Origin of the sequence: Nocardia sp. NPDC019219, from assembly GCF_040632645.1 — a bacterium.
In the GTDB taxonomy this organism is placed as follows: Bacteria; Actinomycetota; Actinomycetes; order Mycobacteriales; family Mycobacteriaceae; genus Nocardia; species Nocardia sputorum.
Genome location: NZ_JBEYCG010000024.1, coordinates 1 through 18,523 on the forward strand (window position 1 = coordinate 1; position 18,523 = coordinate 18,523).

Genomic DNA, 18,523 nt, shown 5'->3' on the forward strand with positions numbered 1-18,523 from the left:
TCCACACGGGGAGCGGAAGAGCCGGAACCAAAAAAACATTTGGCACTGACATTCATCGACACACTATTGAGTTCTCAAAGAACACACGCACACACCATCGCCCGGTTTGAGCCGATTGATCGGTGAAGCAACTTTTCCAGCTTAGCTCAGCCGCGATCCCAGTTGCAAACCAGGGTCTCGTTCGAGCTAGTGTGATCGTCAGGCGCTCCTCGTCCTACCTCGTTTCCCTGGCCTCTCACTCAGCGTTTCCGCTCAGCTCCTGGGCCCCGGGTCGGTGTCCGTGTCGCTCTGACTTGGAATAAGTTACGTGTCTGCGTGCATCATGTCAAATCGCCTGGTCAGCACGCGTTTTCACGAACACGTTTGTTACCTGCCGCCGACAGGAACGCGGCGGCACTCAATCCGTCACGCCGACGCGCGTGACATCGCCACCCAGCGCCTGCAACTGCTCGACGAAATTCGGGTACCCGCGGTCGATATGGAAGACGTCGTGCACTTCGGTGGTCCCGTCGGCAACCAGGCCCGCGAGGACCAGGCCCGCGCCGGCCCGGATGTCCGACGACCACACCGGAGCGCTCGACAACCGCGGAATACCGCGCACCACCGCATGGTGGCCGTCGGTGCGCGCGTCGGCGCCGAGCCGGATCATCTCCTCCACGAATCGGAAGCGCGCCTCGAAGATGTTCTCGGTGATCATCGAGGTGCCGTCCGCGATGGACGCGAGCCCGATGGCCATCGGCTGCAGGTCGGTCGGGAAGCCGGGGAACGGCAGGGTCGAGAAGTTCACCGCGCGCGGGCGCTCGGCCTGGACCACACGGAAGCCGTCCTGCTCGAACGAGATGCGCGCGCCGGCCGACCGCAGCTTGTCCAGCACCAGCGACAGATGCTTGGGGTTCACGCCCGTGACGCGGATGTCCCCGAGGGTCATCGCCGCGGCGATGCCCCATGTCGCGGCGACGATGCGATCGCCGATCACACGGTGCGTGGTCGGCGCGAGGCGCTCGACCCCCTGGATGGTGAGCACGGACGTGCCCGCACCACTGATCCGCGCGCCCATCCGGACGAGCATGTTGCACAGGTCGACGATGTCGGGTTCGCGCGCGGCGTTGTCGATCACCGTCTCGCCCTCGGCGAGCACCGCCGCCATGAGGATGTTCTCGGTCGCGCCGACCGAGGGGAAGTCGAGGCGGATCCGGGCGCCCTGCAGCTCGTCGGCCCTGGCCACCACGCAACCGTGCTCGATCTCGCTGGTCGCACCGAGCAGGCGCAGACCGGCTTGGTGCATGTCGAGCGGACGGGAACCGATGGCGTCACCACCGGGCAGCGCGACGACGGCGCGCTTGCACCGCGCCATCAGCGGACCCAGCACGCATACCGACGCGCGGAACTGCGTCACCGCGGGGAAGTCCGCGTGGTACTTCGGTTCGGCGGGCGTGGTGATGCTGACCACCCCGCCGTCGATGGCCACGTCGCAGCCGAGGCCGCGCAGCACATCGCCCATCAGCGGCACGTCGAGGATGTCCGGGCAGTTCGTGATCGTGGTGGTGCCCTCGGCGAGCAGCGCAGCGGCCATCAGTTTGAGGACGCTGTTCTTGGCGCCCCCCACCGTGACCTCACCGACGAGTCGATTTCCGCCGGTAACCAAAAACCGTTCCATGCCGCCTCTCCGCGTATTCGGCGCACTGTTGGTGCAAGGATAGTTGGGGCGGCGCACTACGGTGCCGCCTCTCCACGACTCCCCTCGCCGCCGGACGTATTCGCCGTTGGAGCGAGTGCCGCGAGATGGGCGTTCTGCGGTGAACGAGGTGACCTCGCCACCCTGCTGGGCCATACCCCGTGATCGCTCGGGTACTCGCCCGGCACTGCCGGGTGTTCAGGCGTCCGGCCGTCCCCCGCCGGGTTTCCACAGGATATCGCCGCCGGGGTTGGCCACCCGGCTCAGGATGAACAGCAGGTCGGACAGGCGATTGAGGTACTTGGCCGGCAGGACCTCGGTGTCGTCCGGATGCGCCTCGATCGCGGCCCATGCCGAACGCTCCGCGCGACGAGCGACCGTACGGGCGGTGTGCAGCAATGCCGCCAGCGGCGTACCGCCGGGGAGGATGAACGAATCGAGCGCGGGCAGGCCTGCGTTGAACTCGTCGCACCATGCCTCGAGACGATCGATGTAAGGCTGAGTGACTCGCAGCGGCGGGTACTTGGGCTCGGCCACCACGGGTGTGGAGAGGTCGGCTCCGGCGTCGAACAGATCGTTCTGTATCTGCCGCAGCACGGTGAGCAGCGATTCGTCCGGCCCGCCGAGCGCGATCGCGACACCGATGGCGGCGTTCGTCTCATCGCAGTCGGCGTAGGCGACCAAGCGTGGGTCGGTCTTCGCGACCCGGGAGAAGTCGCTCAATCCCGTGGTCCCGTCATCGCCGGTCCGGGTGTAGATCCGGGTCAAATGCACGCTCACAGCACAACCCTAGCGGGCGCGGCCGGGCTGAGCCGTCGGCCCAGGTGCCTGCTACAGGCCGGGCATCCGGCGGGTGCGGTCGGATGGGCGGGATTCCACCCAGGAGAGAAAGGCGGTCAAGGAGTCGCGATCGAGCGCCAATTCGAAGTCGCCCGCCCGGTCCGACACCGCGATCACGGCGATGTCGTCGGTCATGATGTCGTACTCGTCGCCGCGCGGGCCGCGGCGATCCCCGATCTCGATGCCCTGGCGCCGAATGGTGGAGTCCGGGCCGAGTTTCAGGCTCGTGAGCTTGAAGAATACGAGACGATCCTCGTCGTAACGCATCAATCCGTGCCGCCACCCCTGGCCGCCGCGAGCGGGGAGGACACGCAGGAGCGCGGCAGTTCCGCCGCGCCGCAGCATGATCAGGCGATACGTCGAGGCGAGCGCGAGGAACACGAGCGTGAGCACCAGAATGATCAGCAGAACCATCCCGGTTTGCAATGCCGTACGTCCCTTCGCTCCGCCGCCGTGTCGTGCACACGGCAATCGATCGGCGATGTGGACAGGCTTTCGGCTTTGCGCCTCCGAGCCCGATGCTCACATCGCGTGCGGCCATTCAATCACGGCCCCGAGTTTACAAATGGCCCGGCCGTGTCCGACTCGCCTGAAAGACGCTGTCGGCGGTGAAGAAGGCTTCACCGCCGACAGCAGTTGTTCTCGATGACAGGTTGTTGGTTACGCGTTCGCGGTCTGCTCGACCGCGCGCACCCGAGCCTGAGCGGCCCGCTGCTGCTCCTCGCTGGCGTCGGAGTCGGCCAGCACCCGGCGGGCCTCCTCGACGTCCACCTCGTCGGCGAATTCCGCCGACTCGGCCAGCACCCGAACCGAGTTCGCGGTGACCGAGAAGAAGCCGCCGTGCACCGCGGCGACGACGCGCTGACCGTCGGTATCCACGATCGTCACTGTGCCGCCCTCGACCAACTGGCCAAGCAACGGCTCGTGACCGGCCATGATGCCGATCTGGCCCTCGGTGGTCTGCGCGCTGACGAACGTTGCCTGGCCGGACCAGAGCAGTCGTTCGACCGCGACGAGATCGACTGACATTTCCGCCATCGGTGACTACTTCCCGAGGATCTTCTTGGCGGCCTTCTCGACGTCGTCGAGACCACCGCAGCTGTTGAAGGCCTGCTCCGGGTAGCTGTCGAACTCGCCCTTGCAGACCCGGTCGAAGTCGTCGATGGTCTGTTCCAGCGGCACGACCGAACCCACCTGACCGGTGAACTTCTCGGCCACGATGAAGTTCTGGCCGAGGAACTTCTCCAGACGACGGGCGCGGCCGACGAGGACCTTGTCCTCTTCCGACAGCTCGTCCATACCGAGGATGGCGATGATGTCCTGCAGTTCCTTGTACTTCTGCAGGATCCGCTTGACCTCGTTGGCCACCCGGAAGTGCCGGTCGCCGACGATCGAGGCCTCCAGGATGCGGGAGGTCGAGGTCAGCGGGTCGACGGCCGGGTAGATGCCCTTCTGCGAGATCGGGCGGGAGAGCTCGGTCGTCGCGTCGAGGTGGGCGAAGGTGGTCGCCGGAGCCGGGTCGGTGTAGTCGTCGGCGGGCACGTAGATGGCCTGCAGCGAGGTGATGGACCGACCACGGGTCGAAGTGATGCGCTCCTGCAGCTCACCCATCTCGTCGGCCAGCGTGGGCTGGTAACCGACGGCGGAGGGCATGCGGCCGAGCAGGGTCGACACCTCGGAACCGGCCTGGGTGAACCGGAAGATGTTGTCGATGAACAGCAGCACGTCCTGGTGCTGCACGTCGCGGAAGTACTCGGCCATGGTCAGCGCCGAGAGGGCGACGCGCATACGGGTGCCCGGCGGTTCGTCCATCTGGCCGAAGACGAGGGCGGTGTCCGGGAGGACGCCCATCTCCTCCATCTCCAGGCGCAGGTCGGTGCCCTCACGGGTGCGCTCGCCGACGCCGGCGAACACCGAGGTACCGGAGAACTCCCGCGCGATACGGGTGATCATCTCCTGGATCAGAACGGTCTTGCCGACGCCGGCGCCACCGAACAGACCGATCTTTCCACCCTTCACGTACGGGGTGAGCAGGTCGATGACCTTGATGCCCGTCTCCAGGATCTCGGTCTTGCCCTCGAGCTGGTCGAACGACGGCGGCTTGCGGTGGATGCCCCACTGCTCGCCCTCGCGGCCGAGGCCGGGGGTGTCCAGGCAGTCGCCCAGCGCGTTGAAGACGTGGCCCTTGACGACGTCACCGACCGGCACCGAGATCGGCTTGCCGGTGTCGGTGACGGTGGCGCCGCGGACCAGGCCGTCGGTCGGCTGCATCGAGATGGTGCGCACGATGTTGTCGCCGAGGTGCTGGGCGACCTCGAGGGTCAGGGTCTTGGCCACCGAGGTCAGGGTGATCTCGGCGTGCAGAGCGTTGAACAGCTCGGGGATGGCTCCGCGCGGGAACTCGACGTCCACGACGGGGCCGATGACCCGGACGACGCGGCCTGCGGCGCCGCCGGTCCGGCTCGTGTTGTCTTGAGTGACAGCTGCGGTCATTGGTGTTGGTTCTCTCCGTGTCGATGTGCGGCCTTCGAGGGGCCCTTCGTGCCCGTCGCTCCGGCCGCGTGGCGCTTTAGTCGCGGTCCGAGCTCGACGCCAGCGCGTTCACGCCGCCGACGATTTCGCTGATTTCCTGCGTGATCTGGGCCTGACGCACCGAGTTCGCCTCGCGCTGGAGCACGCTCGCGAGCTCGTTGGCGTTGTCGGTGGCGGCCTTCATTGCGGTGCGCCGAGCCGCTGACTCGGATGCCGCTGCCTCGAGCAACGACGCGTAGATGCGCGTGTTGACGTACTTCGGCAGCAGCGCCGCCAGCAGCACATCGGCGTCGGGCTCGAATTCGTACTGCGCGTGGACGTCCGCGGTCGGTGAATCCGACACGATGTCCTCACCCAGGTCGAAGTTCTCGTCGACGTAGCTCACCTGGATCGGCGCCAACCGGCGCACCTCCGGGGTCTGCGTCAGCATCGAGACGAAGCGGGTGTACACGACGTGCAGCTCATCGACACCGGCGATGTCACCCGTCCCGTTCGGCGCGGGGACCGCTCCGTCGGAGCCTGCCATGAAGGCGTCGACCAGGTGGTGGCAGGCGGACGAAGCATCGGTGTACTTCGGCTGCTGCGAGAACCCGGTCCAGGCCGACACGTAGGAGCGGTTGCGGAACGCGTAGTACGTCAGGCCCTTGTTGCCCATGACGTAGAGCACCGGCTCCTTGCCCTCGTCACGCAGGGTGGTCATCAGCTCTTCGGCGCGCTTGAGCACGTTCGAGTTGTAGCCACCGCACATGCCGCTGTCACTGGTGATCACCAGCACGGCCGCCCGGCGCGGGTTGGGGCGCTCGGTCAGCAGCGGGTGCGACAGGTTCTTCGACGCGCTCGCCAGCTCGCTGAGGACCTTGGTGATCTCCTCCGCGTACGGCTTCGCGGCCGCGACCCTGGCCTGGGCCTTGGAGATGCGCGAGGTCGCGATCAGCTCTTGGGCCTTGGTGATCTTCTTGATCGAATTCACACCACGAATGCGGGAGCGCAATTCACGCAAGCTTGCCATCAGCGGTTCACACTCCCTTCATTCGCTGCGTGGAATGGGCGGCATCCGCGGGACACGAGGAGGTCGCGCACGCGTCCTCCTTCGTGCCCGTCGCGGATACCGCGGATCGAATAGCGCATTTGCCGGCTCGCGTTACTTCTCGACGTGCTTGCGGGTCACCGACAGCGACTCGACCTCTTCGTGGTCGAGCTGGCCCGCCTCGGCCTCGTTCACCACGGGGGTGCCGTCGGAGGTGAGGAAGGTCCCCAGGAACTTCTTGGTGGCCGCCTCGACCTGCTCGGCCGCCTCGCCGTCGAGCACCTTGCCGCCCTCGATCGCCTTGAACGCGTCGGCGGCGCTGCGGTGCAGCTCCTCGAGCAGTTCGGCGTTGAAGCGGCGGATGTCGGCGACCGGAATCGAGTCGAAGTGGCCACGATCGACCAGGTAGATCGAGATGATCTGGTCCTCCACCGGCACCGGCGAGTACTGGTCCTGCTTGAGCAGCTCGACCCAGCGGGCGCCGCGCTCGAGCTGGGCCAGCGAGGCCGCGTCCAGGTCGGAGGCGAACGCGGAGAACGCCTCCAGCTCGCGGTACTGCGCCAGCTCCAGGCGCAGCGAACCGGCCACCTTCTTCATGCCCTTGGTCTGGGCGGCGCCACCGACGCGGGAGACCGAGGTACCGACGTTGATCGCCGGACGGACGCCCTTGTTGAACAGGTCGGACTCGAGGAAGACCTGGCCGTCGGTGATGGAGATGACGTTGGTGGGGATGAACGCCGAGATGTCGTTGGCCTTGGTCTCGATGATCGGCAGACCGGTCATCGAGCCGGCGCCCAGCTCGTCGGACAGCTTCGCGCAACGCTCCAGCAGCCGGGAGTGCAGGTAGAAGACGTCACCGGGGTAGGCCTCGCGGCCCGGCGGGCGACGCAGCAGCAGCGAGATGGCGCGGTAGGCCTCGGCCTGCTTGGTCAGGTCGTCGAACACGATGAGCACGTGCTTGCCCTGGTACATCCAGTGCTGGCCGATGGCCGAACCGGTGTAGGGGGCCAGCCACTTGAAGCCGGCGGAGTCGGAGGCCGGGGCGGCGACGATGGTGGTGTACTCCAGCGCGCCGTGCTGCTCCAGCGCGGCCTTCACGCCCGCGATGGTGGAGCCCTTCTGGCCGATGGCGACGTAGATGCAGCGCACCTGCTTGGTCGGGTCGCCGGTCTCCCAGTTGGCCTTCTGGTTCAGGATCGCATCGATGCAGACCGCGGTCTTGCCGGTCTTGCGGTCGCCGATGATCAGCTGACGCTGGCCGCGGCCGATGGCGGTCAGCGCGTCGATCGCGGTGATGCCGGTGGCCAGCGGCTCCTCGACCGGCTGGCGCTCCAGCACGGTCGCGGCCTGCAGCTCGAGCACGCGCTGTTCTTCGGACTCGATCTCGCCGAGGCCGTCGATCGGCTGGCCCAGCGGGTTCACCACGCGGCCGAGGAACTTGTCGCCGACCGGAACCGAGAGCACGTCACCGGTCCGGCGGACCTCCTGGCCCTCCTCGATCTCGGCGAACTCGCCGAGGATGACCGCACCGATCTCACGGTCCTCGAGGTTCAGCGCCACGCCGAGCACGCCGCCCGGGAACTCGAGCAGCTCGTTGGCCATCGCCGAAGGCAGGCCGCTGACGTGCGCGATGCCGTCACTGGTGTCGGTGACCACACCGACTTCTTCGATGGAGGTCTCGGGGGTGTAGCTCTTGGTGTAGCTCTCGATCGCGCTACGGATCTCGTCGGAGGAGATCGTCAGCTCCGCCATGTTCTTCCTGCTCTCGCTGTCTGGGTCTGAATGTCGGGTGTGGTGGAAGCGCGCTAGGTGAGGGCCCGGCGCATCTTCTCCAGTCGGCCGATGGCGCTGCCGTCGATCACGTCGTCACCGACGCGCACCACGACTCCGCTCAGCAAACTCGGGTCGACCTGGATGTGCACCGTGGTCGCCTTGCCGTAGATGCGCCGCAGCGAGGCGGCCAGCCGGTCGCGCTGCTGCTCGGTGAGCCCGATCGCGGCGCGCACGTGCGCGACGATCTGATCGCGGCGCGCCGCCGCGAGGTCGGACAGCTCGTCGAAGGCGGCGCTGATGCCCGACCGCTGCCTGGTCACCACCTGCTCCGCGAGCGTCGAGGTGATGGGCTCCGTCTTGCCCGCGAGCAGCCGTTGGATCAGTTCGCTCTTGGCCGAAGCCTGCTGCGAACGATCCGACAGCGCCTGCTCCAAGTCGGGGTTGTCGCCGATGATCCGGCCGAGCCGGAACAGCTCGTCCTCGACCGCCTCGATCCGGCCACGCTGGGCCGCCGACTCCAGCAACGCCTCTTGACCGAGCAGCACCAGGGTGTCCACCAGATCGGAAGTGCGCGACCAGTTCTCGGCCACCGCGGTGGTCAGCACTGCCAGCGTGGCAGCGCTGACCTTGCCGCCGAAGACCCGCTCGCAGAGTTCCGCGCGCGCGGAACCCGGCACCGACACGTCCGCGAGCGCGACACGCAGCGAACGCTGGTCGTCCAGCACGGCGACAACGGCGAACAGCTCCGAGCCCGTCGTGGCCGCAGCACTGTCGCTTCCGGTCAGAGCGGCCCGAAGCGCCTCCCGAGACCGGGCACTGGCCTCGCGGCTCGCTGCGTACATGCTTCTCACTTTCGCGTCGTTACCTTCCGACCCCGATGCCTGCGTCGGTCTGGTCGAGCTCGTCGAGGAACCGGTCGATCGAGGCCGCCTGCTTGGCCTCGTCGGACACCGACTGCCCGATGATCTTCTCGGCCAGGTCGACGGCCGTGCGGCCGACTTCGTGGCGCAGCTCGGTCAGGATCTGCTGGCGCTGGGCTTCCAGCTGGGTGTGGCCCGCCGCGATGATGCGGTCGGCCTCGGCCTGGGCCTCCGAGCGCATCTGGGCGAGGATCTCCTGGCCCTGGGTGCGCGCGTCCTCACGGATACGCGCCGCCTCGAGCCGGGCGTCGGCCAGTTGCTGCTGGTACTGCTGCAGGGTGAGCTGAGCTTCTTCCTGCGCGGCTTCCGCGCGAGCGATGCCGCCTTCGATCTTCTCGGAACGCTCGTCGAGCGTCTTCATCAAGCGCGGGATCACGTACTTGTAGAACAAGAACCCGATGATGACGACGCAGACGATCGACCAGACGATGTCGTACGTTTCGGGGACGAGAGGATTCACTTCCTCTCCTTCCGCCGCCGCGAGCAAAACTGACTCGTACATCGGAATCAGAAAATGAAGCCGGCGACGAGACCGATGAGGGCCAGCGCCTCGGTGAACGCGATACCGAGGAACATGTTGGTCCGGATGGTGCCCTGCAGCTCAGGCTGACGCGCGATGCCCTCGATGGCCTTACCGACGACGATGCCGACGCCGATGCCGGGGCCGATCGCGGCGAGACCGTAGCCGACGGCGCCCAGGCCCTTGAAGGTGCTCTCGTTCGTGGCGGCTTCCTGGGCCAGGTAAGCGAGGCTCATGAGTCTTCCATTCCCTTTCTGTTGCTCACCCGCCGGTCGGCGTGGTGTAGCAGGTTTCCGGTATTTGTGTCGGTCAGGTCAGTGATCGGCCGCGTGCTGTGCGAGTCCGATGTATACGGCGGTCAGCAGCGCAAACACGTAGGCCTGCAGGAAGATGACCAACAGCTCGAAGAGCGTGAAACCGAGTCCCGCGAGCAGCGAGAACGGCGAGAACACCTTCATCCACGCGGCGGCGTCGAACAGGAAGAACCAGGTCGCGCTGAAGAACAGCACCAGCATGATGTGGCCGGCCAGCATGTTCGCCATGAGTCGGACGGTCAGCGTGAACGGGCGCAGGATGAAGGTGGAGACGAACTCGATCGGAATCAGCAGCACGTGCAGTGCGGCGGGAACGTTCGGAACGACGATGCTGCTGCGCATGTAGTTGAGGAATCCGTACTTCCGGATACCGACGTAGTTGAACGTCAGGTACGCGATGACGGCCAGCACCAGCGGCATGCCGATTCGGGCGTTCGAGGAGATGTTCAACCCCGGAACGACACCCGAGAAGTTCAGAAAGAGGACCGTGAAGAAGATCGTCGCGATCAGCGGGAAGAACTTCCGTCCCGATTCCTTCCCGAGGACCTCGTCACAGATCTGCTCCTTGACGAAGACCAGGCCGATTTCGGCGACATTCTGCAGGCCGCGCGGAACGATCCGCGGCGAGCGGAATGCCAGCACCATCACGACGGCGAGAACGGCCGTCATCAGAATCCGGATCAGCATCAATCGATCGAGTTCGAACGGCGTTCCCTCGAACAGCACAGCTGGAGGGAAGAAGTCGGTAAGCGACGGCGCATGGAACTCGGCCGCCAGAGTGGTGACGCTCAGCGTTCTCTCCCGTGTTCGGGCCGCGGGTACGGTCATTCCCGCGGTTCGATCGGACATTGACGATCAATTTGGGTCGACTCAGGTCGGCTCGAAGTTCGTCAGCAGCTGTGCGGTGGTTCGCATCCACCCGGCGTCTGTACGTGTGTCGGCGACATTCGTCGACATGCAGAACCGGAACACCCCTCGGAGCCCGGCACGGCAGTAAGCATAGCGGCCCATGCAGGGGATCTCGGCGGTGACCCCTCACTGATCCCCGACTTGGTCGCTTGCTTACCAATACTTTACCAAGTCATCTACGACAGCGTGTAGGGGGTGGGGGTTTTCGTTACTCCCGAGTACCGGAGGCGGACTCCGAGTCCGTCGTCGTCACGTACGGAACCTTCTGGCGGACAACGCCGTACGTCTCCGCGCCGAGCACGATGATCAAGGCACCGACCACGGTCAGGAACAACACGACCCGGTCGTAGAAGTCGAATCGCTGGAGGACCGCCACGACGATCAGCGCCACCAGGATCTTGAGCACCCAGCTGACCAGCATGACCAGACCAGCCGTGCTCGGCGGCAGTTTCGCGCCGAACAGCACCACGGCGGCGGTGGTCAAGATGAAGCCGCCGCCGATCGCGGCGCCCAGCACCGCACCCCATACGCCGGCGACACCCGAGACGGCGGCGCCGAGCGCGACGGCCAGGACCACCAGCACGCCCAAGCCGATCAGTCCGTAGCGCAGCGCGGCGCGCAACGGCGCGTCGGGGCCGGGAACGGGTCGGGGTGTGAAGCTCACAGCCGCCGACTTTACCCGGACGCCGATCCGTCGCCCGCCGGGTCCCCACGCCGCAGCCCCGGAATGGCGGTGATCACCAACGCGAAAACCAGTCCGCCCGCCATCAGCAAGACGACCAGCCTGCGATCCATCAGCGACGTGCCGACCGCGCCGAAGGCGAGCACACCGACCCACAAATAGATCAGCAACACCACGCGGCGGTGGGAATGACCGATCTGCAGCAAACGGTGGTGCAAGTGCATCTTGTCCGGCGTCGAGAAACTCACGCCCGCGCGAACCCGGCGCACGATGGCGAGCAACAGGTCGAGCACCGGAATGAACATCACCGCGCCGACCAGCAACAACGGCGAAAGCAGACCGACGATGTCGCGCGGGCCGTAGCCCTGCAGCGGGATTCGCCCCGACGCGCCGGTCGACACCGCCGCGAGCATCAAGCCGATCAGCATCGAGCCCGAGTCGCCCATGAATATGCGCGCCGGCTGGAAATTGTGCGGCAGGAATCCGAGGCATCCGCCGGCCAGCGCGGCGGCCAGCAACGCGGGCGGATAGGTGTCCACCGAGCCGCCTTGCTCGTTCATCAGGCCCAGGCAGAACACGAAGACGGCCAGCGCCGCGATCAAGCCCAGTCCCGCCGCGAGGCCGTCGAGACCGTCGACGAAATTCATGGCGTTGACCAAGGTGACGGTGACCGCGACCGTGACCAGTCCGCCCTGCAATCCGTCCAGCACGACCGTGGTGTTGCTGAACGGGTTGTAGATGACGTACCAGCCCAATCCCATGACGGCCATCACCCCCGCCGCCGTCACCTGGCCCGCGAACTTCGTCAGCGCGTCGAGGCCCCAGCGATCGTCCACGATCCCGACCAGCACGATGACCGTGGCGGCCACCAGCACGGCGATCGGGATGTTGGGTTTGTAGTCGAAGCCGCTGCGCAGCGCGGGCAGCTGATGGGCGAACAGCACCGCGGCGACCACGCCGATGTACATGCCGACGCCGCCCATCCGCGGAATCGGTTTGACGTGCACGTCCCGGTCACGCGGCACGGCGACCGCGCCGAAGCCGATCGCCAGTACCCGCACCCCGCCGGTGGCCAGGAACGTCACCACCGCGGAGATGAGCAGCACGACGAGCAGCTCCCGGAGCGGGACGACAGCGCTCGAACCCATCATCCGAGCTGCGCGGCGCCGCTGAGCGCTTCCGGCGACATGCCGAGCACCTCGGCGATGTCGGCGACGGGCACCGCGCCCACGCGCAGGATGCGCGGCTGGTCGGCGGTGAGGTCGACGATGGTGGAGGCCACCGCGTGCTCGGCCGGGCCGCCGTCGAGGTACACGCTCACCAGCTCGCCGAGCTGGTCACGGGCCTCGGCCGCGGTCTTCGCGGGCGGCTGCCCGGACACGTTGGCGCTGGACACCGCCAGCGGACCCACCTCACGCAACAATTCGAGGGCGACCGGGTGCAGCGGCATCCGCAGCATCACCGTCCCGCGGGTGTCGCCGAGATCCCAGGCGAGCGAAGGCGCTTGCTGGACAACGAGACTCAGACCGCCGGGCCAGAACGCCTGGATCAGCTCGCGCGCCTGCGGGCGCACCGAGAACACCAGGCCGTCGATGGTGTGCCAGGAACCGACGAGCACCGGCACCGGCATGTCCCGGCCGCGGCGCTTGGCCGCGAGCAGCGCACTCACCGCGGTCGAATCGAACGCGTCGGCGCCCAGCCCGTACAGGGTGTCGGTGGGCAGCACGACCAGTCGTCCGGATTTCAGGGCGCTGGTGGCTGCGGACAGTCCGGCGGCGCGCGAGTCGGGATCCGCGCAGTCGTAGACGGTACTCACGGCAACCATCCTGGCATGCTGGGCCGCCTCCCCGAGAACTCAGGCCGTACTAGTGGGGTGAAACGAGAGTTGCGTTCAGGTCTTGCGTCGGGTGCCGAGCGAGTTCCGGGCGTGCCCGGCGAGTTACCCATGTGCTTACGAAATCAGTCGTCACGTGGGATGCGGCGGCTGTCGCCGCGCATCGGGAGCATTCTCGATGCGATCTTCAGCTCGGAACCATGCCGGAATCCGCACTCCGCCGCACCGCACGCCCTCGTTTTCGAGCAGGCCCCGCCGTTGTTCAGTTGCACAGTGCCGCGCGGAGGCCGCGCCTACGCGGTGCGCCTGTTTCTGGCACAGCGACCGGTCGCGACAAGTTTCGCGCACGCAGTTCAGGCGGTGCCGCACAGGACAGCCTCGTAGTCCGGCAGGCATCCTCGTGTCGCTGCATCCGGCGGCGCGGTCGTCCGAGGACGCCGCAGTCAGAGGAATGGACGTGGGCGGCAGCACATGCGCCGGGAAGGACCGCACGGATTCGTGCGCCATGGCGAGAGACCGCGCGAAAAAACACTCCGCTCACGTGTGGGTGGCGGCGACGAAGCGTGGTTTGCCTGCCAGGTCGGGGTGTTCGACGACGTCGGTGAAGGCGCCGGTGGCGGTGAGGAGGGCGGCCACGCCGGAGCCGTTGGTGTCGTCGTGCTCGATGGCGGTGGCGCCGCCGGGGCGCAGCAGTCTGGTGATGTTCGGGATCATCTCGCGGATGACGGACAGGCCGTCGGGGCCGCCGAACAGGGCGACGGACGGGTCGTGCTCGGCCACCTCGGGGTCGAGGCGCGCCCCCTCCGGGATGTAGGGCGGGTTGGACACCACTACGTCCACCCGGCCGTTCAGATCGGTGAGCAGCGCGGGATCGGTGGCGTCGTCGGCATAGAGCGTGATGGGAGTATCGCCCGCGGCGATCCGGTCGTCGGCGTTGCGCCGCGCCCAGACCAGGGCGGCGGCATCGAGTTCGACCGCGTGCACCTCGGCGTCGGGGCGCGCATGGGCCAGAGCGAGGGCGAGCGCCCCCGACCCGGTGCACAGATCGACGACGATCGGCGCGTGATCGTGCGGCAGCGCTTCCAACTGCGCCAGCGCCCACGCGTACAGCAACTCGGTCTCCGGGCGCGGCACGAAGACGCCGGGGCCGACCGCGAGGTCGAGCGCGCCCATCACGGCCGTTCCGGTCAAGTGCTGCAACGGTATCCGCCGCGCCCGGCGGTCGACCAGCGCGCGGAACTCGTCCAGCTCGTCCGGCGACACGAGCGGGCTCAGCGCCAGCCGGGTCCGCTCCACGCCGAGAACGTGCGCGGCCAAGTGCTCGGCGTCGGCGCGGGGACTGTGCACTCCGGCGGTCCGTAGCGTCTCGATGGCGTCGTTGAGGACGGGGCGCAGCGCGACTCGGGTCGTAGACATGACAGCGACTCTGCCCGAAAGGTGATCACTCCGCGGCCATACGCGCTTCGCGATCCGCCTTCCCCAGTGCGTCCAGCAGCGCGTCGAGATCCCCGTCGAGCACGGCGTCGAGGTTGTGCGCCTTGAAACCGATCCGGTGGTCGGTGATGCGGTTCTCCGGGAAGTTGTAGGTGCGAATCCGCTCGGAGCGGTCCACCGTGCGGATCTGGCTGGCGCGGCCCGCCGCCGCCTCCTGATCGGCCTGTTCTTCCGCCAGCGCCTGCAACCGGGCCGCGAGCACCTGCATGGCGCGGGCCTTGTTCTGCAGCTGGGAACGCTCGTTCTGGCAGGTCACCACGATGCCGGAGGGCAGATGGGTGATGCGCACCGCGGAGTCGGTGGTGTTGACGCCCTGCCCACCCTTGCCGGAGGAGCGGTAGACATCGATGCGCAGATCGGACTCGTCGATCTGCACCTCTTCGATCTCGTCGGGCTCCGGGTAGATCAGCACGCCGGCCGCCGAGGTGTGGATGCGGCCCTGCGATTCGGTCACCGGAACACGCTGCACCCGGTGCACGCCGCCCTCGAACTTGAAGCGCGACCAGACACCGTCGCGCGCCGCGTCGCGGCTCTTGATCGACAGCGTCGCCTCTTTGTAGCCGCCCAGGTCCGACAGAGCGGCGTCGAGGATCTCGACCTTCCAGCCGTGGCGCTCGGCGTACCGCACGTACATGCGGGCCAGGTCGGCGGCGAACAGCGCGGACTCCTCGCCGCCCTCACCGGACTTCACTTCCAGCACGACGTCGTCGCCGTCGTGCGGGTCGCGGGGGGCCAGCAGGTCGGCGAGGGCCTGTTCCAGCTCCTCGACCTGGCTTTTCAGCTCCGGGATCTCCGCGGCGAAGGTGGCGTCGTCAGCGGCGAGTTCCTCGGCGGCGGACAGGTCGTCGCGCGCCGTCTCGAGCTTGCGGTAGGTGGCCATGACCGGGGCCAGCTCGGCGAACCGCTTGCCGACCCGGCGCGCGGCGCCCGCATCGTTGTGCAGCGACGGATCGGCCAGCTGCGTCTCCAGGCCCGCGTACTCGGCCAGAATGTCGTCGATGGCGGACGGTTGCGTCACGGTGCTTCCTTCTCCTGGTCCCTGTCCATACAAAACACCGACGCCCGGCCTGCGCAGCAGGACCGGGCGTCGGCGAGGAAGCTACTTGGCGTCGGCCTTCTTGCCGGCACGCTTGCCGTAGCGGGCCTCGAAGCGGGCCACGCGGCCACCGGTGTCGAGGATCTTCTGCTTGCCGGTGTAGAACGGGTGGCACTGCGAGCAGACCTCGACGGTGATGTGTCCCGACTCCTTGGTGCTGCGAGTCTGGAAGGTGTTGCCGCAACCACAGACGACCGTGGTGTCGACATACGTCGGGTGAATTCCTGCCTTCATGGATGTCCTCTCGATTGTGGTCGCCGGGTCGCCCGCGCGAACGCGCGAAGCGTGAACCGGAACCGACTAGGCGGGAGCTCTGCTCACCTGAGCAGACGCAACGACCGATCAGTATGCCAGAACGGCCGTTACGCTCCCAAAACGCCCCCGGCGCGCGGTTTGTTCCCGCCCCGCGTAATCCCCCGCCGTTCGCGCCCCTGGAAGTCCGGGCACGCGAATCCGCGCCGCCTCCGGGACGCTGAAGTCGGGTAGTCCGCTACTCAGGAATGCGAACAAATTCGTTCATAGAGTTGCGTACCTGGTGCACATCGGCGTGCCGAGACAGGAAGGAGACCCCGTGAACATCCGGATCGCGTCCGCGATTCTCGTTCTGCTGACTCTCGCGGTCGCTGTCGGTTTGTCCGCCCTCCCCGCAGACGCGCACTATCCGGCGCCGGCGAACGCCGTGTACATCCAGACTCCGGAACCCGCCCCCGATCCCGATCCCAGGCCGTGCGCGCTCATCCTCGGTGTCCTGATCTGTGGCGCCGCGACGATAGGAAACGCTTTCTTCGCCCCACGAACGCCGAAAGGGTCCCGCTACGGCGGGACCCTTTCGGCCGTTGGCACTCCGGAGAGGCAGACGAGCCAAACCCTATTCGTCGAGCGCACCCGGCGCGGTCTTGCTCACCTGCATCAAGAACTCGAGGTTGTTCTTGGACTTCTTCAGACGGTCGATCAGCAGATCGATCGCCTGGTGCGAGTCCAGGCCGGACAGTACGCGGCGCAGTTTGTGCAGTACCGCCGCCTCGTCGGGGCTGAGCAGTAGCTCGTCCTTGCGGGTACCGGACGGGTTGACGTCCACCGCGGGGAACACCCGGCGCTCCGCGATCTTGCGGTCCAGCTTGAGCTCGGCGTTGCCGGTGCCCTTGAACTCCTCGAAGATCACCGTGTCACCGGTCGAACCCGTCTCGACCATCGCGGTGGCGATGATCGTCAGCGAGCCGCCGTTCTCGATGTTGCGCGCCGCGCCGAGGAACCGCTTGGGCGGGTACAGCGCGGTGGAATCCACACCACCGGAAAGGATTCGGCCCGAAGCGGGCGAGGAGTTGTTGTACGCGCGCCCGAGGCGGGTGATCGAGTCGAGCAGCACGACGACATCCTTGCCCATCTCCACCAGGCGCTTGGCGCGCTCGATGGCGAGTTCGGCGACCGAGGTGTGGTCCGACGGCGGCCGGTCGAAGGTCGAGGAGATGACCTCGCCCCGTACCGAACGCTGCATGTCGGTGACCTCTTCGGGACGCTCGTCGACCAGCACCACCATGAGGTAGACCTCGGGGTTGTTGGTCGCGATCGCGTTCGCGATGTCCTGCAGGATCGTGGTCTTACCGGCCTTCGGCGGCGACACGATCAGGGCGCGCTGGCCCTTGCCGATCGGCATGATCAGGTCGATCACCCGGGTGGTCAGCTTGTTCGGCTGGGTTTCCAGCCGCAGGCGCTGGTTCGGGTACAGCGGAGTGAGCTTGCCGAACTCGGGACGCCGCTTGGCCGCCTCGACGTCGCCGCCGTTGACCGTGTCCAGCCGCACCAGCGGATCGAACTTCTGGCGCTGGTTGGACTGTTCGCCGTCCCGCGGCGCGCGCACCGCGCCGGTGATCGCGTCACCGCGGCGCAGGCCGTTCTTGCGGACCAGGTTCATCGACACGTAGACGTCGTTCGGCCCGGCCAGGTAGCCCGACGTGCGGACGAAGGCGTAGTTGTCCAGCACGTCGAGGATGCCCGCGACCGGCTGGAGCACGTCGTCCTCGCGGATCTCCAGCTCGCGGGACTCGCCGCCGCCGGTCTCGCGGTCACGCCCACGACGACGCTCCCGGAAGCGGCGTCCACGCCGTCCGCGACCGCCTTCTTCGTCGTCGCCGCCGCGGCCGCCCGCGCTGCCGTTCTGGTTCTGGCCCTGGCCACGCTCACCCTGGCCACGCTCACTCTGCCGATCGCCCTGGCCACGCTCACTCTGCCGATCGCCCTGGCCACGCTCACTCTGCCGATCGCCCTGGCCACGCTCACTCTGCCGTTCGCCCTGGCCACGCTCGCGGCGGCGCTCGCCGCCCTGTTCGGCGTCCTGCTTCGGCTCGTCGGCACGGGTTTCGGCGGGCGCGGTGTCGGTCGCCGATCGCGCCTGGTCACGGCCGCGCCGCTGCCGGCCGCGGCCACGCTGGCCGCTCTCCCGGCCGGACTCCTCGGTGGTCTCGGCGGCCTGCGCCGACGCCGACTCGGGCGCGTTCGCGGGCGCGGAATCGGCGGGGGCCGTCTTCGCCGGGGCGGGAGCCTCGCCGGGCGCGGCCGAAGCCGCGGGCGTCACGTCGAGGGTCGCCTGCTCGGCCTTGGCCGGCGCCGGCTGCGCCGCAGCGGCGGCCTTCGCGGGGGCATCGGCCTCGGCGGTTACCGCGGACTTGGCCTCGCCCTTGGCGGGCTTCTCCACCTTCGCCGCCTTTCCGGCGGCCTGATTTTCCTTGATGGCGGCGATCAGATCGCCCTTGCGCATTCCGGAGGTGCCTCGGATACCGAGCTCCCCCGCAAGCGCGCGCAACTGCGGCAACAACATTCCAGTCAGCCCCGATCGTGCGACGTCGGTGTGTTCGCTCATCTTCGAAATCTGTCCGGATTCACTTTCGCGGTCGCCCGTCGGGTTCGATT

The 18,523-nt window shown here is 67.4% G+C and carries 18 protein-coding genes; all 18 read right to left on the reverse strand.

The window, feature by feature from the left end; all coding sequences use genetic code 11:
• Positions 1–397: 397 nt before the first annotated feature.
• The 18 genes from murA to rho all read right to left on the reverse strand — a co-directional run bounded on the left by murA (position 398) and on the right by rho (position 18,473).
• Positions 398–1,657: a UDP-N-acetylglucosamine 1-carboxyvinyltransferase gene (murA, locus tag ABZ552_RS31870; protein ID WP_159839192.1), complete on the reverse strand. Its 1,260-nt coding sequence runs from the start codon at positions 1,655–1,657 to the stop codon at positions 398–400.
• A 216-nt stretch (positions 1,658–1,873) separates the two neighbouring features.
• Complete coding sequence (locus tag ABZ552_RS31875; RefSeq protein WP_357441613.1) at positions 1,874–2,455, reverse strand: cob(I)yrinic acid a,c-diamide adenosyltransferase; 582 nt, start codon at positions 2,453–2,455, stop codon at positions 1,874–1,876.
• Positions 2,456–2,506: 51 nt separating this feature from the next.
• Positions 2,507–2,929 (reverse strand): DUF2550 domain-containing protein, encoded by a 423-nt coding sequence (locus ABZ552_RS31880; RefSeq protein WP_195088340.1) that lies wholly within the window; start codon positions 2,927–2,929, stop codon positions 2,507–2,509.
• Between the two features lie 246 nt (positions 2,930–3,175).
• Entirely contained in the window at positions 3,176–3,553 is a 378-nt protein-coding gene (locus tag ABZ552_RS31885) for a F0F1 ATP synthase subunit epsilon (RefSeq protein ID WP_159839198.1), read from the reverse strand.
• Positions 3,554–3,559: 6 nt separating this feature from the next.
• A complete protein-coding gene (gene atpD, locus ABZ552_RS31890; protein ID WP_281875224.1) occupies positions 3,560–5,008 on the reverse strand; it encodes a F0F1 ATP synthase subunit beta in 1,449 nt (482 codons plus the stop codon).
• Between the two features lie 76 nt (positions 5,009–5,084).
• The gene (locus ABZ552_RS31895) at positions 5,085–6,056 is read right to left on the reverse strand and encodes a F0F1 ATP synthase subunit gamma (protein ID WP_063022903.1); all 972 of its coding nucleotides are present in this window, start codon (positions 6,054–6,056) and stop codon (positions 5,085–5,087) included.
• A 132-nt stretch (positions 6,057–6,188) separates the two neighbouring features.
• Positions 6,189–7,826, reverse strand: coding sequence for a F0F1 ATP synthase subunit alpha (atpA, locus tag ABZ552_RS31900; protein WP_281875225.1), 1,638 nt, complete (start codon positions 7,824–7,826; stop codon positions 6,189–6,191).
• 53 nt (positions 7,827–7,879) lie between these two features.
• On the reverse strand, positions 7,880–8,689 hold the full coding sequence (locus ABZ552_RS31905; RefSeq protein ID WP_357441616.1) for a F0F1 ATP synthase subunit delta: 810 nt from the start codon (positions 8,687–8,689) through the stop codon (positions 7,880–7,882).
• A 19-nt stretch (positions 8,690–8,708) separates the two neighbouring features.
• Positions 8,709–9,269, reverse strand: coding sequence for a F0F1 ATP synthase subunit B (locus ABZ552_RS31910; protein ID WP_195088333.1), 561 nt, complete (start codon positions 9,267–9,269; stop codon positions 8,709–8,711).
• Positions 9,270–9,274: 5 nt separating this feature from the next.
• Complete coding sequence (locus ABZ552_RS31915; protein WP_039796339.1) at positions 9,275–9,523, reverse strand: ATP synthase F0 subunit C; 249 nt, start codon at positions 9,521–9,523, stop codon at positions 9,275–9,277.
• Positions 9,524–9,601: 78 nt separating this feature from the next.
• Positions 9,602–10,450: a F0F1 ATP synthase subunit A gene (gene atpB / locus ABZ552_RS31920; RefSeq protein WP_236566627.1), complete on the reverse strand. Its 849-nt coding sequence runs from the start codon at positions 10,448–10,450 to the stop codon at positions 9,602–9,604.
• A 268-nt stretch (positions 10,451–10,718) separates the two neighbouring features.
• Positions 10,719–11,174: a hypothetical protein gene (locus ABZ552_RS31925; protein WP_281875227.1), complete on the reverse strand. Its 456-nt coding sequence runs from the start codon at positions 11,172–11,174 to the stop codon at positions 10,719–10,721.
• Positions 11,175–11,185: 11 nt separating this feature from the next.
• Positions 11,186–12,343: an MraY family glycosyltransferase gene (locus ABZ552_RS31930; protein WP_063022915.1), complete on the reverse strand. Its 1,158-nt coding sequence runs from the start codon at positions 12,341–12,343 to the stop codon at positions 11,186–11,188.
• Positions 12,340–13,008 carry an L-threonylcarbamoyladenylate synthase gene (locus ABZ552_RS31935; protein ID WP_281875228.1) on the reverse strand — a complete coding sequence of 223 codons (669 nt, stop codon included), beginning with the start codon at positions 13,006–13,008 and terminating at the stop codon, positions 12,340–12,342. The genes ABZ552_RS31930 and ABZ552_RS31935 overlap by 4 nt, the downstream gene beginning before the upstream one ends.
• 555 nt (positions 13,009–13,563) lie before the next feature.
• Positions 13,564–14,442, reverse strand: a complete 879-nt coding sequence (gene prmC / locus ABZ552_RS31940; protein WP_281875229.1) for a peptide chain release factor N(5)-glutamine methyltransferase — start codon at positions 14,440–14,442, stop codon at positions 13,564–13,566.
• A gap of 25 nt (positions 14,443–14,467) precedes the next feature.
• A complete protein-coding gene (prfA, locus tag ABZ552_RS31945) occupies positions 14,468–15,538 on the reverse strand; it encodes a peptide chain release factor 1 (protein ID WP_281875230.1) in 1,071 nt (356 codons plus the stop codon).
• A gap of 81 nt (positions 15,539–15,619) precedes the next feature.
• Positions 15,620–15,850: a 50S ribosomal protein L31 gene (gene rpmE, locus ABZ552_RS31950; protein ID WP_039796334.1), complete on the reverse strand. Its 231-nt coding sequence runs from the start codon at positions 15,848–15,850 to the stop codon at positions 15,620–15,622.
• A 634-nt stretch (positions 15,851–16,484) separates the two neighbouring features.
• The gene (gene rho / locus ABZ552_RS31955; RefSeq protein ID WP_357441620.1) at positions 16,485–18,473 is read right to left on the reverse strand and encodes a transcription termination factor Rho; all 1,989 of its coding nucleotides are present in this window, start codon (positions 18,471–18,473) and stop codon (positions 16,485–16,487) included.
• Positions 18,474–18,523 lie beyond the last annotated feature (50 nt).

Excerpts from the sequence above, each read along its gene's own strand:
- atpB (WP_236566627.1), bottom strand. The coding sequence starts at position 10,450 with ATGTCCGATCGAACCGCGGGAATGACCGTACCCGCGGCCCGAACACGG.
- ABZ552_RS31915 (WP_039796339.1), bottom strand. The coding sequence starts at position 9,523 with ATGAGCCTCGCTTACCTGGCCCAGGAAGCCGCCACGAACGAGAGCACC.
- rho (WP_357441620.1), bottom strand. The coding sequence starts at position 18,473 with ATGAGCGAACACACCGACGTCGCACGATCGGGGCTGACTGGAATGTTG.
- ABZ552_RS31905 (WP_357441616.1), bottom strand. The coding sequence starts at position 8,689 with ATGTACGCAGCGAGCCGCGAGGCCAGTGCCCGGTCTCGGGAGGCGCTT.
- rpmE (WP_039796334.1), bottom strand. The coding sequence starts at position 15,850 with ATGAAGGCAGGAATTCACCCGACGTATGTCGACACCACGGTCGTCTGT.
- ABZ552_RS31895 (WP_063022903.1), bottom strand. The coding sequence starts at position 6,056 with ATGGCAAGCTTGCGTGAATTGCGCTCCCGCATTCGTGGTGTGAATTCG.
- murA (WP_159839192.1), bottom strand. The coding sequence starts at position 1,657 with ATGGAACGGTTTTTGGTTACCGGCGGAAATCGACTCGTCGGTGAGGTC.
- ABZ552_RS31880 (WP_195088340.1), bottom strand. The coding sequence starts at position 2,929 with ATGGTTCTGCTGATCATTCTGGTGCTCACGCTCGTGTTCCTCGCGCTC.
- atpA (WP_281875225.1), bottom strand. The coding sequence starts at position 7,826 with ATGGCGGAGCTGACGATCTCCTCCGACGAGATCCGTAGCGCGATCGAG.
- prmC (WP_281875229.1), bottom strand. The coding sequence starts at position 14,442 with ATGTCTACGACCCGAGTCGCGCTGCGCCCCGTCCTCAACGACGCCATC.
- ABZ552_RS31930 (WP_063022915.1), bottom strand. The coding sequence starts at position 12,343 with ATGATGGGTTCGAGCGCTGTCGTCCCGCTCCGGGAGCTGCTCGTCGTG.
- ABZ552_RS31910 (WP_195088333.1), bottom strand. The coding sequence starts at position 9,269 with ATGTACGAGTCAGTTTTGCTCGCGGCGGCGGAAGGAGAGGAAGTGAAT.
- ABZ552_RS31885 (WP_159839198.1), bottom strand. The coding sequence starts at position 3,553 with ATGGCGGAAATGTCAGTCGATCTCGTCGCGGTCGAACGACTGCTCTGG.
- atpD (WP_281875224.1), bottom strand. The coding sequence starts at position 5,008 with ATGACCGCAGCTGTCACTCAAGACAACACGAGCCGGACCGGCGGCGCC.